The organism is Gordonia neofelifaecis NRRL B-59395, assembly GCF_000192435.1.
In the GTDB taxonomy this organism is placed as follows: domain Bacteria; phylum Actinomycetota; class Actinomycetes; order Mycobacteriales; family Mycobacteriaceae; genus Gordonia; species Gordonia neofelifaecis.
This window is the reverse complement of record NZ_AEUD01000024.1, coordinates 1-17,869: the sequence shown is the minus strand read 5'-3', so window position 1 is coordinate 17,869 and position 17,869 is coordinate 1. Positions and strand designations below refer to the sequence as shown.

Below are 17,869 nucleotides of genomic sequence, written 5' to 3'. Positions count from 1 at the left end.
CTGGTTGCGGGATGGGTCAGGTCCGCGACCGGGGCGCGGTCCGCGTCCGGAGTTGTTCGCCGCGGGCCGCCATCGCGGTGCCGACGAGCTCCGCGTGGGTCAGCAGATAGAACTCGCCTCCCGCGGCTTGGGCGAAGACCCGCTCAGCCGCCTCGAGCGGCGACATCGCCGTGTCGCGGAGCTTGAGCATCGCCTCGCGTTCGGCGTCCGAGGCGGCCTCGTCGCCGGCCTCGACTCCACCCGCGGAGTCGAAGATGTTGCTCGCCACCGATGCGGGGAGGACCGCGGCGACGGAGATGTCCAGACCTGCGCCCCGCACGTCGACGAGCAGGTTCTCGGTCAGCGCGAGCACCGCATGCTTGCTGACGATGTACGGACCCTGCCGGGCCGCGACGGCGACGCCGCCGATCGACGACAGGTTCCAGATGTGGGCGGGTTCGCCCGCGTCCGCCATCCTCGGAACGAAGGCCTTCACGCCGTTGAAGACGCCGGTGACGTTGATGTCGATGAGCCGCCGCCAGTTGTCGACGGGCGTGTCCCACAGGTAACCGAACTGCTCGACGCCCGCATTGTTGATCAGCAGCCGCACCGGACCGAGATCGGCGTAGACGGAGTCGGCCCAGGCTTCGACCTGGCTCGCGTCGCGGACGTCGACGCGACGCGCCACGGCACGACCGCCCGCCGAGACGATGTCTGCGGCCACTCGTTCTGCGGCGTCGACGTCGACGTCACCGATCGCCACCGACATGCCGATCGACGCGGCATAGCGGGCGAGGCCCTCGCCGACGCCTGCGCCGCCGCCAGTGACGGCGAGCACCCCGCCGCCGAAGACTTCTGCTGCACTCGCCATTCGTGATCCTCGATTCGGTCCGACGGTTATTGACGCAAATTAACGCGATTGCAGATGAAAGCGCGGCGGATGGCCCACTGGGTGGGAATTCAGCGCTCTGGAGGGTCGATGCCTCGCCCCGTACGGGTGAGGCGAAAAGGGGCGGTTGAATCAGAGCCCGCGATAATGTCGACGAAGAGGCCGGGCCGAAGGGGAGAACGTGAGCGACGACGAATCGCGACCGAACGACGAATCGCGACCGAACGAGGAATCGCCGTCGCCAGGCGACCCGTCGTCTGGTGATGCGGAACCGGCGGCCGGTGCAGCCACCAGCCAGCCGAAGGAGCCGGAGGCACTCGAAGACGAGTACTTCAAGGGCGAGAAGGGCAGGCGAATTCCCAAGGTCGCGCTGATCGTATTCGGGATCGCCATCGTCGTGCTGCTGATCTTCATCCTCGCGCGGCCGACGTGGTTCACCACGGACGCGGACGACATGAGCCTGCACGTGCCGCCGGAGCGACACTTCAGCAAGTCGATCGCCGGTTCCGGTCACGGCGACGGCGTGTGGCTGAACGACGATTCGCCGTCCACCAGCTTTCTGGTGACCTTCCCGACCGACTCGACCCGTGAGCAGACGCGGGTTCATCTGAGCGGCACGACTTCCGTCGGGCAGGACAGCGTGAGCTTCCTGACCGTCAAGATGGACGGCCAACAGGTGTTCACCCAGGAACTCCCGCACGGTGAGCACGACCTGGACCAGTACATCGACGTGCCCGAACAGCTCGCCGCCGACGGCCGGGTCCGCGTCCAGATCCGCATCGACAGCGACCTCTCCGACCAGAGGTGCACCGACCGCGAGGTCACCGGCACGCAGGTGCACCTGGCTCCTGACTCGGTCGCCGAGGCCGCGCTGTCGGAACCGGTGCACACGGTGCGCGACGCGGTGGTCTCCTGGGACCGTGACGTCACCATCGTGATGCCGGATGCGAGCGACGAATGGAAGACCACCGCCGCCCAGCTGGGAATCGCATTGACGCAGGCGGGTCACGATGTCACCTACTCGGCCACCATGCCGTCGTCGAACACCGACGACGCTTTGCTGGTGGGCCCCGCGCAGAGTCTGTCGCAGCTCGGCTGGCAGGCCACCGGGAAGGCAACGGGTGGACTTGTCGTCGGGACGGCGGACGACATTCCCGTCCTCGGCGTGGTCGAACCCGACGGTGCGACGGCGGCGAATTTCCTGACCCAGGAGCCGGTCACCACTGCGGACGCGGGCTCCACCGATCCGAAGTCGGTGCCCGCGGCGGACCCGTCCGGCGATCAGGTGAGTCTGGCATCGCTCGGTGCGGACACCTCGGTGGTCGACGTGACGAATTCGCAGAACTGGCGAGTGCGCTACTCGCTCAACGACCTTCCGGGCGGCCGCCTGCCGCAGTCGGTTCGGGTGGCCCTGCAGCTGCCTGCGACGCCGGACGACCTGACGTGGGTGATGACGGTCCGGCTCAACGATCAGATGCTGGTCAGTCGTCGACTCGCCCAGAACAACGGCGATCTGGTGGTGCCGCTGCCGCCCACTGCTCAGCGGCTGTCGAACGATCTGCAGATCTCCGTGGTGCGTGACCGCAACATCGGCGGCTGCGACGTGCGGGTGACGCCGTACCCGATGCAGCTGCTGCCTGCGTCCGCGCTGCAGATGGGGAACGACCCGGGCGCGGGCTTCACCTCCGTCCCGGCGGAGCTGGCTCCGGGTTTCGCCGTGTACATCCCGAATACCCAGGGTGCGGATCCGATCGTGCAGCTCGGGTCCGTCGTCCCGGTGCTCGCCGAGTTCGTGGCGCCCCATCAGAACCCCGAGTTCCGGTGGAACACGCAGCCGGCGGCCGGGCGGTCGTTCATCGTCGTCGGTGACAGTCCGTCCGTGCGGACGTCGGTCCAGATCGTCGACGGGCGGATCGTGGCCGGAGCGGGGCCGTCTCCGTTGGACATCACCTCCTTCAGGGACGGCATGGTGGTGCAGACCGCGCCCGGCCCCGGCAACTCACGTGGTCTGTCGATCCAGTACGTCGGGAATGCGACCGGCATCGCACTGCCAGCCTTCGGTCGCGAGAGCGCCGAGGTGATCACCGGACAGGGCAGCTTCGCGGTCGCGGCCGACGGCACCACGGTGCCGAGTGATCAGGCGAGCGCGGGTCAGCCTCGATGACGAGTGCCCCGCATCAGGAGCATGCGGCAGCGGCGATCGCCGATCACTTCCGGTCGGTCGACAGCGCACCCAAGGGGTACGCCGTCGACCGGCCGGCGTCGGCCGTCAACGGCTTCATCGTGACCCTCGTCGCGCTCGCAATCCTCGCCTTCTGCTTCCGCACCTTCATGATTCGCGAGGGCTTCGGCGATGTGCCGCCCGATCTAGTGGTCCTCGGTCGTGATCGAGGCAGCGTGGTGTTCCCCCTGCGGTTGTTCGTCGCGATCTTCTTCCTCACCTACGGTCTCCTGGCCTACTCCAACATCTGGCGCCGGCTCTATCTCGTCGGCTCGCTGCTGGGCAAGTTCCTGGGCTTCTGCCTCGTCTTCGACCTGATCGCGGGTGGCCTGCAGGCTCTCGGCATCGTGTCGATCTCGGTGTTCGCCGGCCAGATGATCTCTGGGCTGTCGGCACTCGCGATCTTCCCGCACACCCTGCTGCGGCAGGCGCAGCTCCCCGAGCCCGGGCCGCTCGCCAAGACTCCGCGTCTGCCGGCGAAGGCGTTCTGGCGGTGGTTCGCCTGTCTCGCATTGGCGATGATCGGTGCGGCGGTGGCGATGACCTTCCTCGAGGATGTCGTCGACGTGCTCAAGAACTGGGCGGTACTCGGCGGCATCGGTGCGGGAGTCTTCCTGATGCAGCAGATCCTCGCGGTCTCCACCGCGATCCTCGGCGTCCGACAGCTCAAGCGCTCCCGGAACAGTGATTTCGCGCCGCCGGTCGCGATCCTCGTTCCCGCCCACAACGAGGCGCACAGCATCGGCGCGACGATCGAATCCGTCGACGAGGCGGCCAAGACTTATCCGGGTACGGTCCGCCTGTACGTCGTCAACAACGCGTCGTCGGACACGACCGGCGAGGTCGCCGAGGAGACGATCGCCGACTGCAAGTACATCACCGGTGTGGTCCTCGACTGTCCGACGCCGGGGAAGGCGATCGCCCTGAACATGGGCGTCGACAACATCACCGAGGAGTTCGTGGTCCGGATCGACGCCGACACGGTCATCGGGCCGGGCTGCCTGGAGACCGCGATGCGCCACTTCGCGGATCCGACCGTCGGCTGCGTCGGGGGTATCCCGATGCCGTTGGAGGAGAAGTCCTGGATCGACAAGTGCCGGCTCATCGAGGTCTACACGCGGCACGGATTCTTCCAGGTCTCGCTCGACGGCTACGACGCCGTGATGGGGATCCCCGGGATGTTCGCCGTGTACCGCCGCAGCGGTCTCAAGAAAGTCGGTGGCATGGTGCAGGGCATGAACGGTGAGGACACCGACATCTGCATGCGCCTGGCCGCGGCCGGCTACCACAGCGTCGCCGACCCGAAGGCGGTCTACTACAGCGAGACGCCGGCGTCCTACGCCCACTTGCGGGAGCAGCGCACCCGCTGGTTCCGGAGCATCTACCACCTCACCGCCCGCAACCGCGGCATGCTCTTCGACGGCGCCACGATGGTGGGGACGTTCGTGCTGCCGTTCAATCTCGTCAACGCGGCGCGGCGGGCGATGCTAGCGCCCCTGCTGCTGTACGCGCTGATCGCGTACACGGTCTTCGGCAGTACCTTCCCCACGATGCAGTGGCAGCCGGTGGTCGCCACCCTGCTGGGCATGTCGATGATCCTGACGGTGATCGTCTGCCTGATCTATCGACCCAGCTCGGTCCGGTTCATCCCGTACTACCTGGGGTTCCGCGTCCTGCGAAGCTACTTCACCCTCGCCTCGGCCCTCACCCTGATCTACCCGCCGATGCACCCGTCGATGCCGAACTGGTTGCCGCGCCGCCGCAAGCCGACGCAGAGCGAACGCGTAGGTCGAGCGCACAGAGCGAACGCGTAGGTCGAAACGAGGTGCAGGCGGGGGAGGTTCTCCCGAGCTCTCCGCAGCGACGAGGCGCTAGCCGAGGAGCGAGGACTGCCGAGGGAGAACCTCCCCCGCCTGCACCGGGGTACCGGGCGACGGAGGACGAACGCCTACGCCTCCCGCAAGAACCCGAGCACAGTCCGCTCGAAGTCCGCCTTCGCCTCGATCATCGCCCAGTGGCCGCAGTTCGGGAACACGTGCAGTTCGGCGTTGGGGATCACCCGCATGGGGATGAGCGCCATGTCGAGCGGGCTCACGCGGTCGTCGCGACCCCAGGTCAGGAGGGTCTTGGCCTTGACCTTGTGCATCTGTGCCCACTGCGGCGGGACGTCGGAGGCCTCCATGCCCTTGATCATCGCCGCGAACGCGGCTTTGCCGTACATCCGGCGAGCGCTCTCGAGAGCACCCGGATCGGTGCCCAGCGCCCAGCGCTCCTCGATCAGCTCATCGGTCACCACGGCCGGGTTGTAGACCATCGAGTGGAGCCACTGGACGAGGCTCTCGCGGGTCGGGTTCTCGGTGAACTCCTGCAGCAGCTTGATCCCCTCGCCGGGGCCCGGGCTGAAGATGTTGCGGCCGATGCCGCCGATGGTGACCAGCCGACGGATGCGGCCGGGGTGGGCCAGGTCGTAGCCGATGCCGACGCCGCCGCCCATCGAGTTGCCGATGACGTCGAAGGTGTCCAGACCCAGTCCGTCGACGAACGCCTCCATCGCGCTGAGAGCGGTGACCATCGGGTGGCCGCCCCAGTCGTCGCTGACACCGAAGCCGGGGAACTCGAGGACCAGGCAGCGGAAGTGCTGTCCGAACAGTCCGAGGTTGCCTCGGTAGTTGCGCCAGCCGGAGACACCGGGGCCCGAACCGTGGAGGAGGACGAGAGGCGGACCGTCGCCGTACTCGTGGTAGCGCAGCACACCGTTGTCGGTCTGCAGCTCGCGCATCGTGGCGTCGTAGTCGGGGATGACCTGGTCGGTCATGGATTGCTCCTTCAGAGGGGTGGAAAGCAGAACGCCGGCCCGCAGTGCGGGCCGGCGAACGCGGGTGGGCTAACCGATCCGGCCGGGGACCGGTTCCTGTCGGTGGCTGTCGGTCGGGATGTTCCCGAGCCGGACCTGAGCCTCGATCGAGTCCCGAAGCGCGAGGCAGTTCGGCACGTGGTTGATGTCCTCGCCGCGCTTGGCGCGCTCGGCGAACTCGGGGCACGCGGCCGCCGAGTTCTCGGACATCCACTGCACACTGGTGTGCACCGGGCTGAACTTCTCGACCAGGACCTTGTTGCTGCAGCTGGTGCAGGTGACTTCGTACATTTCGGTTCCTTCCGCCGACTAGCCGACGACCATGTCCTCGGGCGACCAGAAGGCACGCATCGAGGTGATCTTGCCGGACTCGTCGAACGTCATGACGTCGATCGGCTCGATGGTGTAGGTGGCGTCGCCGGCCTTGGTGATGACCCGGAAGTGGAACGCCGCTTCGAGTCCGGCGACCCGTGCGTTGAGCAGTTCGGTGCTGATCTCACCCTGCAGACCGCCGTAGAACGCCTCGATGGCGGCGCGACCCCGGTTGGGCTCCGAGCCCACCGGGTCTTCGAGAGTGGCCTCGTCGGCGTACAGTGCCGCGACCTTCGAGGCGTCGCCGGAGGCGACGGCTGCGAGGTACTCGGTGATGACTGCCTTGATATCTGCCATGTTGTTCTCCTTGAGCTGTTGTGGAAGGTGGCGGCGCTCAGCCGAGTTCCTGTACGGGGTTCGTCCCGTCCCAGTCTCGGGCGGCCGCGATGCCTGCGGCGAGCATCTCGCGCATCATCGGTCCCTGGATGTACTCGAAGACGAGCCCGGGGTGATCGGGGGACTCGAGGTAGGCCACCTGGGTGGCCTCGTTGCCCGCGCGGAACAGCACCTCGAGCCCGCGGCCGGTGGCCTCGGCGACACTGGCGTCCAGGTCGTCCGAGAGCCACGCGACGTGGTGCGGGCCGAGCTTCGGCGTGCCGTTCTCATCCGCGTAGGGAGAAGGCGTGGTGGAGGTGATGTGCATCAGCTCCACCTGCAGCTCACCGGTGTATCCCATCGCGACGTCGAATGTCACGGACGTCTCCTCGCCGCGATAGCGGCCGTCGAGGGTGACGCCGCGGAACACGGTCCAGGGACCGATGCCGGTGTGCTTCACCCAGTGGGCGATCGTGGCGTCGAGATCGTCGACCACGTACCCGTTCTGGATGATCTGCCCGGACATCAGGCCTTCTTCGCGTCTGCCGCGTGGTTGGCGGCGATGTAACCGAACGTCATGGCTGGGCCGATGGTGGCGCCGGGGCCGGCGTACTCGTTGCCCATGACCGCGGCCGAGGTGTTGCCGGTGGCGTACAGGCCCTCGATTACAGTGTCGTCCTCGCGCAACACCTGAGCGTTCTCGTTATAGACAAGTCCGCCCTTGGTGCCGAGGTCGCCGACCCGCATCTGCAGCGCGTAGTACGGCCCCTGGTCGATCGAGTCGAGCACCGGATTCGGCAGCGTCGGGTCGCCGTAGTACCGGTCGTACGCGCTGTCGCCGCGGTTGAAGTCGTCGTCGTGGCCCTTGGCTGCCATGTCATTGAAGCGGTCGACGGTGCCGCGCAGCGTCGCCGGGTCCAGATCGATTTTGCCCGCCAACTCCTCGATGGTGTCCGCGGTCCGGATCAGGCCCGCTGACAGCCAGCTCTTCGGGAACTTCTGGCCCGGCATGATGCCGCCGATCTGGTAGCGCTTCTTGGCGACCGCGTCGAAGATGAACCAAGTCGGCTCGTGGCGGCCCTCCAACTGGTCGTGCGTGAACGTGACGTACGGCGACGCCTCGTTGGTGAAGCGCTGTGCGTGCTGGTCGACGATGATTGCGCGCGGCACCGACCGCTCAGACACCAGCACCTGGTTGACACCCTTCGGGGTCTGCATCGACGGCATCCACCAGGCGTCGTCCATGAGCGAGACCGCGGCGCCTACGGCCTCGCCCGCCAGGATTCCGTCGCCAGTGTTGCTCTCGGCAGCGGCGCTGAAGTTGGGGTGCGCCCCCTCGGGGAGGAACTTGTCGCGCATCTCCTGGTTGAATTCGAATCCGCCGCTGGCGAGAATGACGCCGCGGGTGGCGCGGATCCTCTTCGACGTGCCGCCGCGACGGACCTCGACGCCGGTGACCGCGCCGGAAGCATCAGTGATCAGCGACTCCATCGGCGACGACAGCCACAGCTTCACGTCGGTGTCCTTCAGCGCGAGGCGCAGCCGGACGATGAGGGCCTGGCCGAGCGTCTCCATCTTCTGGCGCAGAACAATCGCCTTAGCTGCGCGCAGACCGGTCAGGAACGCCGTGCGACGGGCCTTCCAAGTCCGTGCGACCATGTTCAGCTGCACGAAGTCCTTCTGGGTGATGTACAGGCCGGGGGGCGTGGCCAGCGCCGCCGGACGCAGCTGGGCCTGGTCGACGCCCAGCTTCTTGCTGTTGACGGGTGACGGCTCGATAGAGCGGCCGGCGGGGCGGCCGCCCGGATTCTCCGGGTGGTAATCGGCGTATCCGGTGCACCACTGGAACTTGATGTTCTTGTTGCGTTCGAGGAGCTCGATCATCTTCGGGCCCTGGTCGATGTACGCGTCGAGGTTCGCCGACGGCACCTTGTCGCCGACGATCGAGTCGAGGTACTTGCGCACGTCCTTGGGGTCGTCGACGATCCCGATGCGCCGCAGCGTGGGGTTGTTCGGAACCCACACGCCGCCGCCGGACAACGCGGTGCTGCCGCCGTACACGTCGGCCTTCTCGACGATGAGCGCCTTCAGTCCGCGATCAGCGGCGGTGAGGGCCGCGGTCATGCCGCCGGCACCGCTGCCGACGACGACGACGTCGTACTCGTCGTCCCACTGGGGGTTCTGTGAATCACTCACAGGTCTATCCTTCCGAAGTCTTCTGTAGAACTCAGCCGCGCGCGAGAATGTCGCGGACTGCGAGGTGGCTGAACAGCATCGAGGTGCCGATCGGGTTGCCGCCACCGGGGTAGGCGAGTCCGCTGGGGGCCGCCATGGTGTTGCCCGCGGCGTACAGGCCGGTGATGGTCGAGCCGTCGGTACGCAGCACGTTGCCCGCGGTGTTGGTCTTCAGTCCGCCCTTGGTGCCGAGGTCCGACAGACCGAAGACGGCAGCGTGGAACGGGCCCTGGTCCACCGCGAACAGCGGCGGCTCGCCGGCGGAGAACGCGCGGTCGTAGGCCTCGTCGCCGCGGCCGAAGTCGGGGTCGACGCCGGTGGGGACCTGCTCGTTGAAGCGGGCGACGGTCGCGGCGAGCGCGTCGGCGGGGACGCCGATCTTCTCGGCGAGCTCCTCGATAGTGTCCGCGGTGTGCCACAGACCCGCCTCGCGGTACTCCTCGGTCGGGAAGAACTCGACGTTCGCGGCCTTGATCGGCGGGACCTCGCCCTCCTTGTCGTCGTAGATCATCCAGAACGGGAGCGTGAGCTGGTCGTCGGCGATCTGCTTGAGGGCCTCGCGGCCGATGCGGTCGTACGGGGCCGACTCGTTGACGAAGCGCTTGCCGTCCTGATTGACGAAGATGCCGCCGGTGAACCAGAGAGCGAACGCGCTACGACCATCCGGGTGGGTCAGGCCGGGCGACCACCACGCCTGATCCATCAGGTCGGTGTCGGCGCCTGCGGCGATGCCCGCCTGGTGGGTCAGGCCCTGGTTGGTGTCGGGGCCCATGGTGTCGCGGGCGACGCCGGGCACACCGAACTCCTTGCGCATGGCGTCGTTGCCCTCGAAGCCACCTGCGGCGAGCACGACGCCGCGGCGGGCGCGGATGGCCTGGCGCTCGCCGTCGACCTCGATGATCACACCGGTCACGGCGCCGTCCTCGACGACCAGGTCGACGACCGGGCTGTTCAGCTGAACCTTCGCGTTGTCGAACTCGGCGATCGCCTTGAGGAAGCGGGCGACGAGCGCGCGGCCGCCGATGAAGAGGTCGTCCGGGGTGGGCGCGCCGTGGCGGTCCACGTCCAGCGGGCCGCGGACGATGTCCTTGTACTCGGGAGCGTCGGAGACGGGCAGCGGGTTGGGCATGGTGTGCCGCATACCGTCGAGCTTGGCCTTCGGTGCCTTTCCGAAGTAGTCCGGCCAGGGGAGGGGGACGAACTCGAGGTGCTTGTCCTGCTCGAGGTACTCGATCAGCGGGGCGCCGCCGCGGACGTAGGTCTCCTGGAGTTCGACGGGGGTGCGATCGCCGACCACTGCGCGGTAGTAGGTGAGCGCGTCCTCGATCGAGTCCTCGGCGCCGGCGCGGAGGAGCACCGGGTTGCACGGGAACCACATGCCGCCGCCGCCCGAGTAGGCGGTGGTGCCGCCGAACTTGTCCGAGGCCTCGACCATCAGGACCGACAGGCCCTCGCGCGCGGCGGTGTAGGTGCCGGTGACGCCGCCCGCTCCTGATCCGGCGACGATGACGTCGTATTCCTGCGTCCATTCGGGGGTGGTTGTGGTCATCGGCATTTACTCCATCTGGGGGACTGGCTCCGACTGCTGTCGTCGGGACCTTGGTCATGAGTGGGAAGACGCATCCGACCGTAGGGTCTGAGGCCTTCGTCACGCATCGGTGATCCCGCTCATCGGGACGTGCCGGTGAGCGGGAACAGCACTGCCGTCGCCGCTGGTCGGTGCCTATCGTTCTGGTCGAATCAGGATCTCGCTGTCGGCTGTGCCGGTCAGCTGAATCAGAAAGGCACATCGTGACTGCACGATCGGAGTCATCAGTGGAGAAGTCCTCCGGCGTTGAGCCGTTGGATGCCGTCGTGGTCGGGGCCGGCTTCGCTGGAATCTACTCGCTCTACCGGCTGCGCAAGGACGGATTGTCAGTTCGCGTCATCGAGGCCGCGGACGGCGTCGGCGGCGTCTGGTACTGGAACCGCTATCCCGGCGCCCGCTGCGACGTGGAGAGCGTCGACTACTCGTTCTCGTTCGACGAGGATCTCCAGCAGGAATGGGACTGGCAGGAGAAGTACGCCACCCAGCCCGAGATCCTCGCGTACATGGAGCACGTGGTCGAGCGATTCGATCTCGCGAAGGACATCACGCTGAGCACCCGTGTCACCGACATCGTCTTCGACGAGGAGACGCTGCTGTGGACGGTGAGCACCGACACCGGTGAGCAGATCCGCACCCGGTTCGTGGTGCTCGGCCTCGGCCCGCTGTCGAACGCGAATCTGCCGAACATTCCCGGCCTGCACGATTTCGCCGGTCCGCTGCTGCACACCGGCCAGTGGCCGCACGAGCCGGTCGACTTCAGCGGACAGAAGGTCGGCGTCATCGGCACCGGGTCGTCGGGCATCCAGTCGATCCCGGAGATCGCCAAGCAGGCCGAGAAGCTCACCGTCTTCCAGCGGACGCCGAACTTCAGCGTTCCGGCGGGCAATCGGCTGCTGAGCGACGAGGATCGCGCCGCGCAGAAGGCGAACTACGCCGAGCGGCGTCGCCTGTCGCGGCTCAGCGGCGGCGGCTCACCGCACGAGACGCACCCCAAGAGCGCTCTCGAGGTCTCCGACGACGAGCGTCGCGAGGTCTACGAGGAGTGGTGGCAGAAGGGTGGCGTACTGTTCAGCAAGGCCTTCCCCGATCAGTTCACCAGCCTCGAGGCGAACAACACGGCGCGTGACTTCTGGGTCGAGAAGGTCCGCGCGAAGATCGACGATCCGAAGATCGCCGAGCTGCTGATCCCGACGAACCATCCGATCGGCACCAAGCGCATCTGCACCGACTCGGGCTACTTCGAGACCTTCAACCGCGAGAACGTCGAGCTGGTGAACCTCCGGGAGTCGCCGATCGAACGGATCGACGAGACCGGCGTGGTGACTGCGGACGGCACCCACCACGATCTGGACGCGTTGGTCCTGGCCACGGGCTACGACGCGATGACGGGCTCGGTCGCCAAGATCAACATCGTGGGCCGCGGCGGCAAGACGCTGAACGAGGAATGGGCCGCCGGTGCGCGCACCTACCTCGGCCTGACCATCGAGGGCTTCCCGAACCTGTTCAATCTCACCGGGCCGGGCAGCCCGTCGGTGCTGGCGAACATGGTGCTGCACAGCGAGCTCCACGTCGACTGGGTGGCCGACGCGATCGCCGAGCTCGACGCGACCGGTTCTGCGGCGATCGAACCGACCACCGAGGCCGTCGACGGCTGGGTCGAGGAGTGCCGCAACCGCGCCGAGGGCTCGCTCATGATCAAGGCGGACTCCTGGTACGTCGGCGCCAACATCCCCGGCCGGCCGCGGGTGTTCATGCCGTTCGTCGGCGGGTTCGGCGTCTACGGCGACATCATCAAGAAGGTCGCCGCCGACGGCTACCCGGGCTTCGAGATCACCTCTCGCTGAGCCGACTGCCGCTTCTCGACCGTCCCGGTGTCCCATTCAGGGTGGTCTCAGTGTGATGGTTGAGGTGCGAGTAGTGAGGAACGAAGTGACGAGCGTATCGAGACCCGGTGGATTGTGGGGTCTCGATACGCTCGCTCACTTCGTTCGCGGGCTTCTCGACCGACCTGAGGCGGCGTGAGCCCAGACGATCTGGACCCGGAGATACGAGAAGAGGGCCCGCGCATCGCGCGGGCCCTCTTCTCATGTCCGGTCGATCAGCTGAAGTTGCCGAAGCCGCCGCGGTAGAACAGGAGCGGGCCGCCGTCGACGGCGTGCGCGTGTGCGGCGAGATCGGTGACGCGGCAGACGACGATGGTGTGATCACCGGCGTCGTGCTCGGCCTCGACGGTGGCTTCGACGTGCGCCAGCGCCTCGTCGATCAGCGGTGCGCCGTTGGCCGCCGGTCGGTGGGCGACGCCCGCGAACTTGTCGGTGCCCGACTTCGAGAACTGTCTGCACAGTGGTCCCTGCGGACCCGAGAGCACGTTGATGCAGACCGACCCGCTCTTGCGGAGGCGCGGCCAGCTGGTGGACGTCTTAGCCGGGCAGAAGGCGATCAACGGCGGCTCGAGGGAGACGGAGACGACCGACTGACAGGTGAGGCCGACGGGCTCGTCGCCGTCGTACGCGGTGATGATCGCGACGCCGGTCGCGAAATGGCCCATGACCTCCCGCAGCATCTCCGACGGGATCACTCCGGCGGAGGGCACGGCGACGGGGTCGGCCGGATCTGCGTTGTTGGGGACGGTGCTTTGCATTGCGTGCCTCGTGTTCGGTCCCCGACGGCGGCGCCGGAGAGTTCGGTGGATGGTGTCTATTCGATGATCTGACTTTTCCCGGATCGGGCCAAGGGCACTGTCCCGATGAGCGGGTGACGCCACTGACCTGCGATGACGGGGATTGTTACGATCGCCGGGTGTTGGTAGCAGAGATGGACGACCAGACTGAACTGCCGGATATGCCTGCTACGAGTTGGGCGGTCCTCGGCATGCTCTCCTTCAACGAGGAGGTGTCGGGGTACGACATCAAGCGGTGGGCCGACTGGTCGATCGGGCACTTCTACTGGAGTCCGTCGTTCAGCCAGGTCTACAGCGAGTTGAAGCGTCTCGAGAAGCTGGGCTTGGCTCGCTCGCGGACCGTCAGCGAGCCCGGGGAGCGCTCGCGGCGCCTGTACGCGATCACCGACGAGGGGCTGGCCGCCTCGCGGCAGTGGGTCAGCTCCGCTCCGGTCGATCCGCCGATGCTCAAGCATCCGATGGTGATGCGGATCTGGCTCGGGCACATGAGCTCGCCCACCGATCTCAAAGCGCGGCTCCGCGAGTACCTCGACGACCTCGAGCGGGTCCGGGCGCAGGTGGCCGGCGACGCGGAGCTGGCTCGGAGCGAGGCCGCGTGGTCGTACCCGCGGCTCGCGCTGGAGTGGGCCCATGCGCATTACGAGACCGAACGCGATCTCACGCTGCGCCTGATCGATTCGATCGACGAGACGCAGCGCGAGTTGGCTCCGGCGCTCCACGACGACGGCCGGCTGATCCCGCCCGCGCCGGGGCGCTGGCAGGAGGTCGGGGAGATCGGCAAGCGGCAGCGCGAGCAGAACTGACCCCGGCTCAGCCCGCGACCGGCAGGTGCTGCGACGCCATCATCGGGCGACGCTGCTGCAGGGTGGGGGTGATCCGGAGGTCGGTGCCGCCGGCGTTGCGCCAGGTGCCGAGGGCGGCCATGCGCAGCGGTGCAGCGAGGCGGTTGTCGAACTTCAGCTGGTCCACCGGGCCGCAGATCGAGACGGCGGCGACGGCCTTGCCGGGCTCGCCGATCGGGGCGGCGATGCAGCCGAAGCGCGGCACGGCCTCTTCGCGCTCCATCGCGATGCCGCGGTCGCGGACGGACTGCAGTTCCTTCGAGAGCTGGATCGGGGAGGCGATCGAGTAGCGGGTCTTGCGCTCGAGCTCCTCGCCCGTCGCGGGGGTCTCGTCGGAGTGCGCGAGGAGCACCTTGCCGATGGCCGTGCAGTGTGCGGGCTGCTTGCCGCCGACGCGGGTCGGCAGCGCCTTGCCGAGGTTCTCGCCGACCTTCTCCAGGTAGACGACGTCGCCGTCCTGCAGCACGCCGAGGTGCACGACGAAGCCGGTCATGCGATGCAGCTCGTGCAGGAAGGGGAGGGCGGAGGTGTGCAGGCGGTCCTGGTGGATGGCCAGGGAGCCGAGCTCCACCAGGCGCATGCCGAGTTCGTACTCGCGGCCGTCGCGGCGCAGCCAGCGCAGTGCGACGAGACGCTCGAGCATTCGATGAGCCGACGATCGGGGGAGGCCGGTGCGGCGAACGATCTGCGCCAGGCTCTGTCGGGCGTGGCCGTCGAAGGCGTCCAGAACGAGGGTCAGGCGGTCCAGAACGGCGCTCGGGGTTTCGGTCATGGCTATCTCTCCAGGGTGCATCGGGGCTGAATGCGTATCGACTGCTTGGTCAACGCCGGGATAAATCCCTCTGACCACGCTCTTTCGATTAGGTATATGTGAGTGTAGCGCCTGATGAGAGCTGTGTCACCCCATTCGGCCAAAGTGGCCGCTGACATGCGAGAACGCCGCGCTCCACGGGTGTGGAACGCGGCGTTCTCGGTGTGTGGGATGGTCCCGATCACATGGCGGCGAGCGGCTCGCTGCCCGACCAGTCGTGGCCCCAGTAGCTGTCGGCGGTGATCTCCTCGGCGGTGTAGCCGGACTCGTCGACGCGCATGCCCTCACAACCGAACTCGATGTCCCAGCCGCCCGGAGCGCGGACGTAGAACGAGATCATCTTGTCGTTGGTGTGGCGACCCAGGGTCGACGACACGGAGAAGCCGTCCTTCATGACGCGATCGAGCGCCTGGCCGACGGCGTCCAGGGTGTCGACCTCGACCATGATGTGGATCAGGCCGGGTGCGCCGCCGTGCGGAGCCGGGCACAGGGCCAGGCTGTGATGGCGCTCGTTGACACCCATGAAGCGGATGCGGATCGGTCCGAACTCCGGCGGAGCCGGAATGCGCATCGCGCCGCGGGGCAGGAAGCCCAGCACGTTCTGGTAGAAGTCGAACGAGCCGTTCAGGTCCATGACGGGCAGGACCACGTGGCCCAGGCCCTGGTCGCCGGTGACGAACTTGGCGCCGTACGGGGTGACGATCGGGCTGTGATCGAGGATCGGGCCGTGGAACACCTCGAGGGTGGCGCCGGCGGGATCGGTGAAGGTGACGCCTGCTTCGATGCGCCGAGCGTCGGCCTCGTCGTTGGTCAGCTCGGTGACCTCGACGCCCGCCGCGGTGACGGCCTCGCGGACGCGGGCCAGAGCGGCACCGTCACGCACCTCCCAGCCGATGGTAACGATCTCGTCGGTGTCGCCCGGGACGACGGTGATGCGCGCGGCACGCTCGTCCATCCGCAGGTAGAGGGCGTTCTCATCGGGGCCGGAGCCCTTGGCGAAGCCTAGGACGTCGAACGCGAAGGTGCGCCAGCGGTCCAGGTCGTTGGTCTGGATCTTGACGTAGCCAAGGCCCTTGATGTCGGTCATTGGATCTCGAATGCTTTCTGCTAGAGAGATACGGTCTGGGTCAGATCATCGCCCGGAGCTGGTCCGGAGCGTCGAAGCCCATCGAGGTCAGCGCGGAGGCGTGCCACGGCGTGCTCGGGACGTGGATCGCGTGGTTCAGGCCGGCGTGTGCATCGCGCCAGAACCGCTGCAGCGGCTTGTCCATGCGGAGTGCATTGCCACCGGAGCGGGCGAAGATCTGGTCGACGGCCATCACGGCACGCCAGGCCGCGCGGATCTGGGTGCGGCGACCGGCGGCGCGACGCTCGAAGTCGACCTCTTTGCCGGCGTCGACGAGATCCCAGATCTCATCGATGTTGGCCAGCAGCTCCTGACGCGCGGCGTTGATGTCCGCGGCGGCCTCGCCGATGGCGAACAGGGTGTACGGGTCATCCTTGATGGCCTGCCCCTGCGCGCCGATGCGGTCGCGCTGGTAGTCGAGGTGACACGCCAGGGCGCCCTCCGCAAGGCCGACGACAGCTGAGGTGATGCCCAGCGGGAACATCGACGACCACGGCATCTTGAAGAGGGTCTTCGTCATGCCTGCCTCCGCCTGCGCGGTGCCGTCGATGACGTGGTCACCGTTCATGACCCGGTACGACGGCACGAAGGCGTCCTTGACGACGATGTCCTTGGATCCGGTGCCCTTCAGGCCGACGACGTTCCAGGAGTCCTCGACGATCGTGTAGTCGCTGCGCGGCAGGATCATGTGCAGCATGGTCGGCGGCATCTGCGGGACGCCGTTCTCGTCGCCCAGGAGGGCACCCAAGAAGATCCAGTCGCAATGGTCGGTGCCCGAGCTGAACTGCCACCGGCCGCTGAAGCGGTAGCCGCCGTCCACCGGAGTGGCGACGCCGGTCGGGGCGTACGGCGACGCGATCCAGGTGTTGTCGTCCTCGCCCCACACCTCTTCCTGTACCTTCGGGTCGGCGAAGGCCATCTGCCATGGGTGGACGCCGACGATGCCGCAGACCCATCCGGTGGCACCGTCGAGGCTGGCGGCCTTCATGACCGTCTCCGCGAACTCGCGCGGGTGGGTCTCCAGTCCGCCGTAGTTGGCGGGGGCGAGCATCTTCATGACGCCCGCGGACTTGAGCTTCTTGGCCGTTTCGGTGGGGAGTTGGCCGAGTCGCTCGGCTTCCTCGGCCTGGTCGCGGATCTGGTCTGCGATGTCCGCGAGCGCATCGATGGGGCGAGTGGTCATGACTTCCTCGGTTCTTAGAGATTCTTGCGGGATGAAGGTGGGGACCTTGATGGTTCTCATGGTGACGGTGATTGTCCCGGAACGGTCGGACGATTCCCGGTCAATGGAACATCTCGACTCGGGATCGGCGAGCGTCAGCCGATGGTGGTGTCCACGACCCGACCCGCGGCGATGTTCTCGTCGACCTCGGTCTGCCAGCTCTCGATGGCACGGGTGGTGTCGATCTCGAACTCGAAGCGGTTCGTCATGTCTTCGGTGACGTCTTCGACGTCGGTGTAGAACTGCTGGTACCAGCGTCGGAGCTGGTAGACCGGCCCGTCCTCCTCCGACAGCAGGGGATTGTCGATGGGGGCCTTGTCCTTCCAGATCGCGACGTCCTGCTCGAAGCCGACCATCACGCCCTGCCCGAACTGGGCGGCGATGCCTGCGTTCTCCTCATCGGACAGGCCGGGGACCTTGCGGACGCTGACGCCGTACATCAGCTTGAACGAGTCGTTCGAGATCGGGTAGTGGCAGTTGATGAGGTTGGTTTCGATCGTCATCCCGTTGGCGTGGCTGTAGAGCTTGTCGATCATGTACGACGGGCCGAAGTACGAGGCATCGGAGTCGATCGACGAGTCGGGGTCGTCGGCGTACGTGCCGACGTTGATGTCGGCTCGTGGCACCGATCGTTGGAACTGGGATGCGACGTGACCTTCGAAGACGTTCTTGAAGAACGTCGGGAACGAGTAGTGGACGTAGAAGAAGTGGGCCATGTCGACGACGTTGTCGACG

Annotated in this window: 15 protein-coding genes and 1 pseudogene; 4 read left to right on the top strand and 12 right to left on the bottom strand. The window is 67.1% G+C overall.

Annotated features, from left to right (window positions below):
• Window positions 1–16 precede the first annotated feature (16 nt).
• On the bottom strand, window positions 17–850 hold the full coding sequence (locus SCNU_RS18785) for an SDR family NAD(P)-dependent oxidoreductase (protein WP_009681001.1): 834 nt from the start codon (window positions 848–850) through the stop codon (window positions 17–19).
• 199 nt (window positions 851–1,049) lie between these two features.
• On the opposite strand from SCNU_RS18785, the gene SCNU_RS18780 reads away from it, so the two are divergent.
• Both SCNU_RS18780 and SCNU_RS18775 read left to right on the top strand, forming a co-directional pair.
• The gene (locus tag SCNU_RS18780; RefSeq protein ID WP_009681000.1) at window positions 1,050–3,032 is read left to right on the top strand and encodes a hypothetical protein; all 1,983 of its coding nucleotides are present in this window, start codon (window positions 1,050–1,052) and stop codon (window positions 3,030–3,032) included.
• Window positions 3,029–4,903, top strand: coding sequence for a glycosyltransferase family 2 protein (locus SCNU_RS18775; protein WP_009680999.1), 1,875 nt, complete (start codon window positions 3,029–3,031; stop codon window positions 4,901–4,903). Before SCNU_RS18780 ends, SCNU_RS18775 begins: the two co-directional genes overlap by 4 nt.
• Window positions 4,904–5,037: 134 nt before the next feature.
• Here the strand turns inward: SCNU_RS18775 and SCNU_RS18770 are convergent, their stop codons facing one another.
• The 6 genes from SCNU_RS18770 to SCNU_RS18745 form a co-directional block, all read right to left on the bottom strand.
• Entirely contained in the window at window positions 5,038–5,904 is an 867-nt protein-coding gene (locus SCNU_RS18770; protein ID WP_009680998.1) for an alpha/beta fold hydrolase, read from the bottom strand.
• A gap of 69 nt (window positions 5,905–5,973) precedes the next feature.
• Entirely contained in the window at window positions 5,974–6,234 is a 261-nt protein-coding gene (locus SCNU_RS18765) for a hypothetical protein (RefSeq protein WP_009680997.1), read from the bottom strand.
• Between the two features lie 18 nt (window positions 6,235–6,252).
• On the bottom strand, window positions 6,253–6,612 hold the full coding sequence (locus tag SCNU_RS18760; protein WP_009680996.1) for a nuclear transport factor 2 family protein: 360 nt from the start codon (window positions 6,610–6,612) through the stop codon (window positions 6,253–6,255).
• A 37-nt stretch (window positions 6,613–6,649) separates the two neighbouring features.
• Complete coding sequence (locus SCNU_RS18755; RefSeq protein WP_009680995.1) at window positions 6,650–7,156, bottom strand: VOC family protein; 507 nt, start codon at window positions 7,154–7,156, stop codon at window positions 6,650–6,652.
• A complete protein-coding gene (locus tag SCNU_RS18750; RefSeq protein WP_009680994.1) occupies window positions 7,156–8,826 on the bottom strand; it encodes an FAD-dependent oxidoreductase in 1,671 nt (556 codons plus the stop codon). The genes SCNU_RS18755 and SCNU_RS18750 overlap by 1 nt, the downstream gene beginning before the upstream one ends.
• Window positions 8,827–8,857: 31 nt before the next feature.
• Window positions 8,858–10,420, bottom strand: coding sequence for an FAD-binding protein (locus SCNU_RS18745; RefSeq protein WP_009680993.1), 1,563 nt, complete (start codon window positions 10,418–10,420; stop codon window positions 8,858–8,860).
• Between the two features lie 260 nt (window positions 10,421–10,680).
• Between SCNU_RS18745 and SCNU_RS18740 the strand changes: the two genes are divergently transcribed.
• The gene (locus SCNU_RS18740) at window positions 10,681–12,297 is read left to right on the top strand and encodes a flavin-containing monooxygenase (protein WP_009680992.1); all 1,617 of its coding nucleotides are present in this window, start codon (window positions 10,681–10,683) and stop codon (window positions 12,295–12,297) included.
• Window positions 12,298–12,551: 254 nt separating this feature from the next.
• Here the strand turns inward: SCNU_RS18740 and SCNU_RS18735 are convergent, their stop codons facing one another.
• Window positions 12,552–13,094: a flavin reductase family protein gene (locus SCNU_RS18735; RefSeq protein ID WP_009680991.1), complete on the bottom strand. Its 543-nt coding sequence runs from the start codon at window positions 13,092–13,094 to the stop codon at window positions 12,552–12,554.
• 200 nt (window positions 13,095–13,294) lie between these two features.
• On the opposite strand from SCNU_RS18735, the gene SCNU_RS18730 reads away from it, so the two are divergent.
• On the top strand, window positions 13,295–13,936 hold the full coding sequence (locus SCNU_RS18730; RefSeq protein ID WP_238526491.1) for a PadR family transcriptional regulator: 642 nt from the start codon (window positions 13,295–13,297) through the stop codon (window positions 13,934–13,936).
• A gap of 7 nt (window positions 13,937–13,943) precedes the next feature.
• Here the strand turns inward: SCNU_RS18730 and SCNU_RS18725 are convergent, their stop codons facing one another.
• From SCNU_RS18725 to SCNU_RS18710, 4 genes and pseudogenes are all read right to left on the bottom strand, one after another.
• A complete protein-coding gene (locus SCNU_RS18725) occupies window positions 13,944–14,747 on the bottom strand; it encodes an IclR family transcriptional regulator (protein ID WP_009680989.1) in 804 nt (267 codons plus the stop codon).
• Between the two features lie 220 nt (window positions 14,748–14,967).
• Window positions 14,968–15,873, bottom strand: a complete 906-nt coding sequence (gene bphC, locus SCNU_RS18720) for a biphenyl-2,3-diol 1,2-dioxygenase (protein ID WP_009680988.1) — start codon at window positions 15,871–15,873, stop codon at window positions 14,968–14,970.
• Window positions 15,874–15,913: 40 nt separating this feature from the next.
• Window positions 15,914–17,095, bottom strand: a complete 1,182-nt coding sequence (locus SCNU_RS18715; RefSeq protein WP_009680987.1) for an acyl-CoA dehydrogenase family protein — start codon at window positions 17,093–17,095, stop codon at window positions 15,914–15,916.
• Between the two features lie 134 nt (window positions 17,096–17,229).
• Window positions 17,230–17,869: pseudogene (locus SCNU_RS18710) on the bottom strand (3-ketosteroid-9-alpha-hydroxylase); the annotation flags it as partial.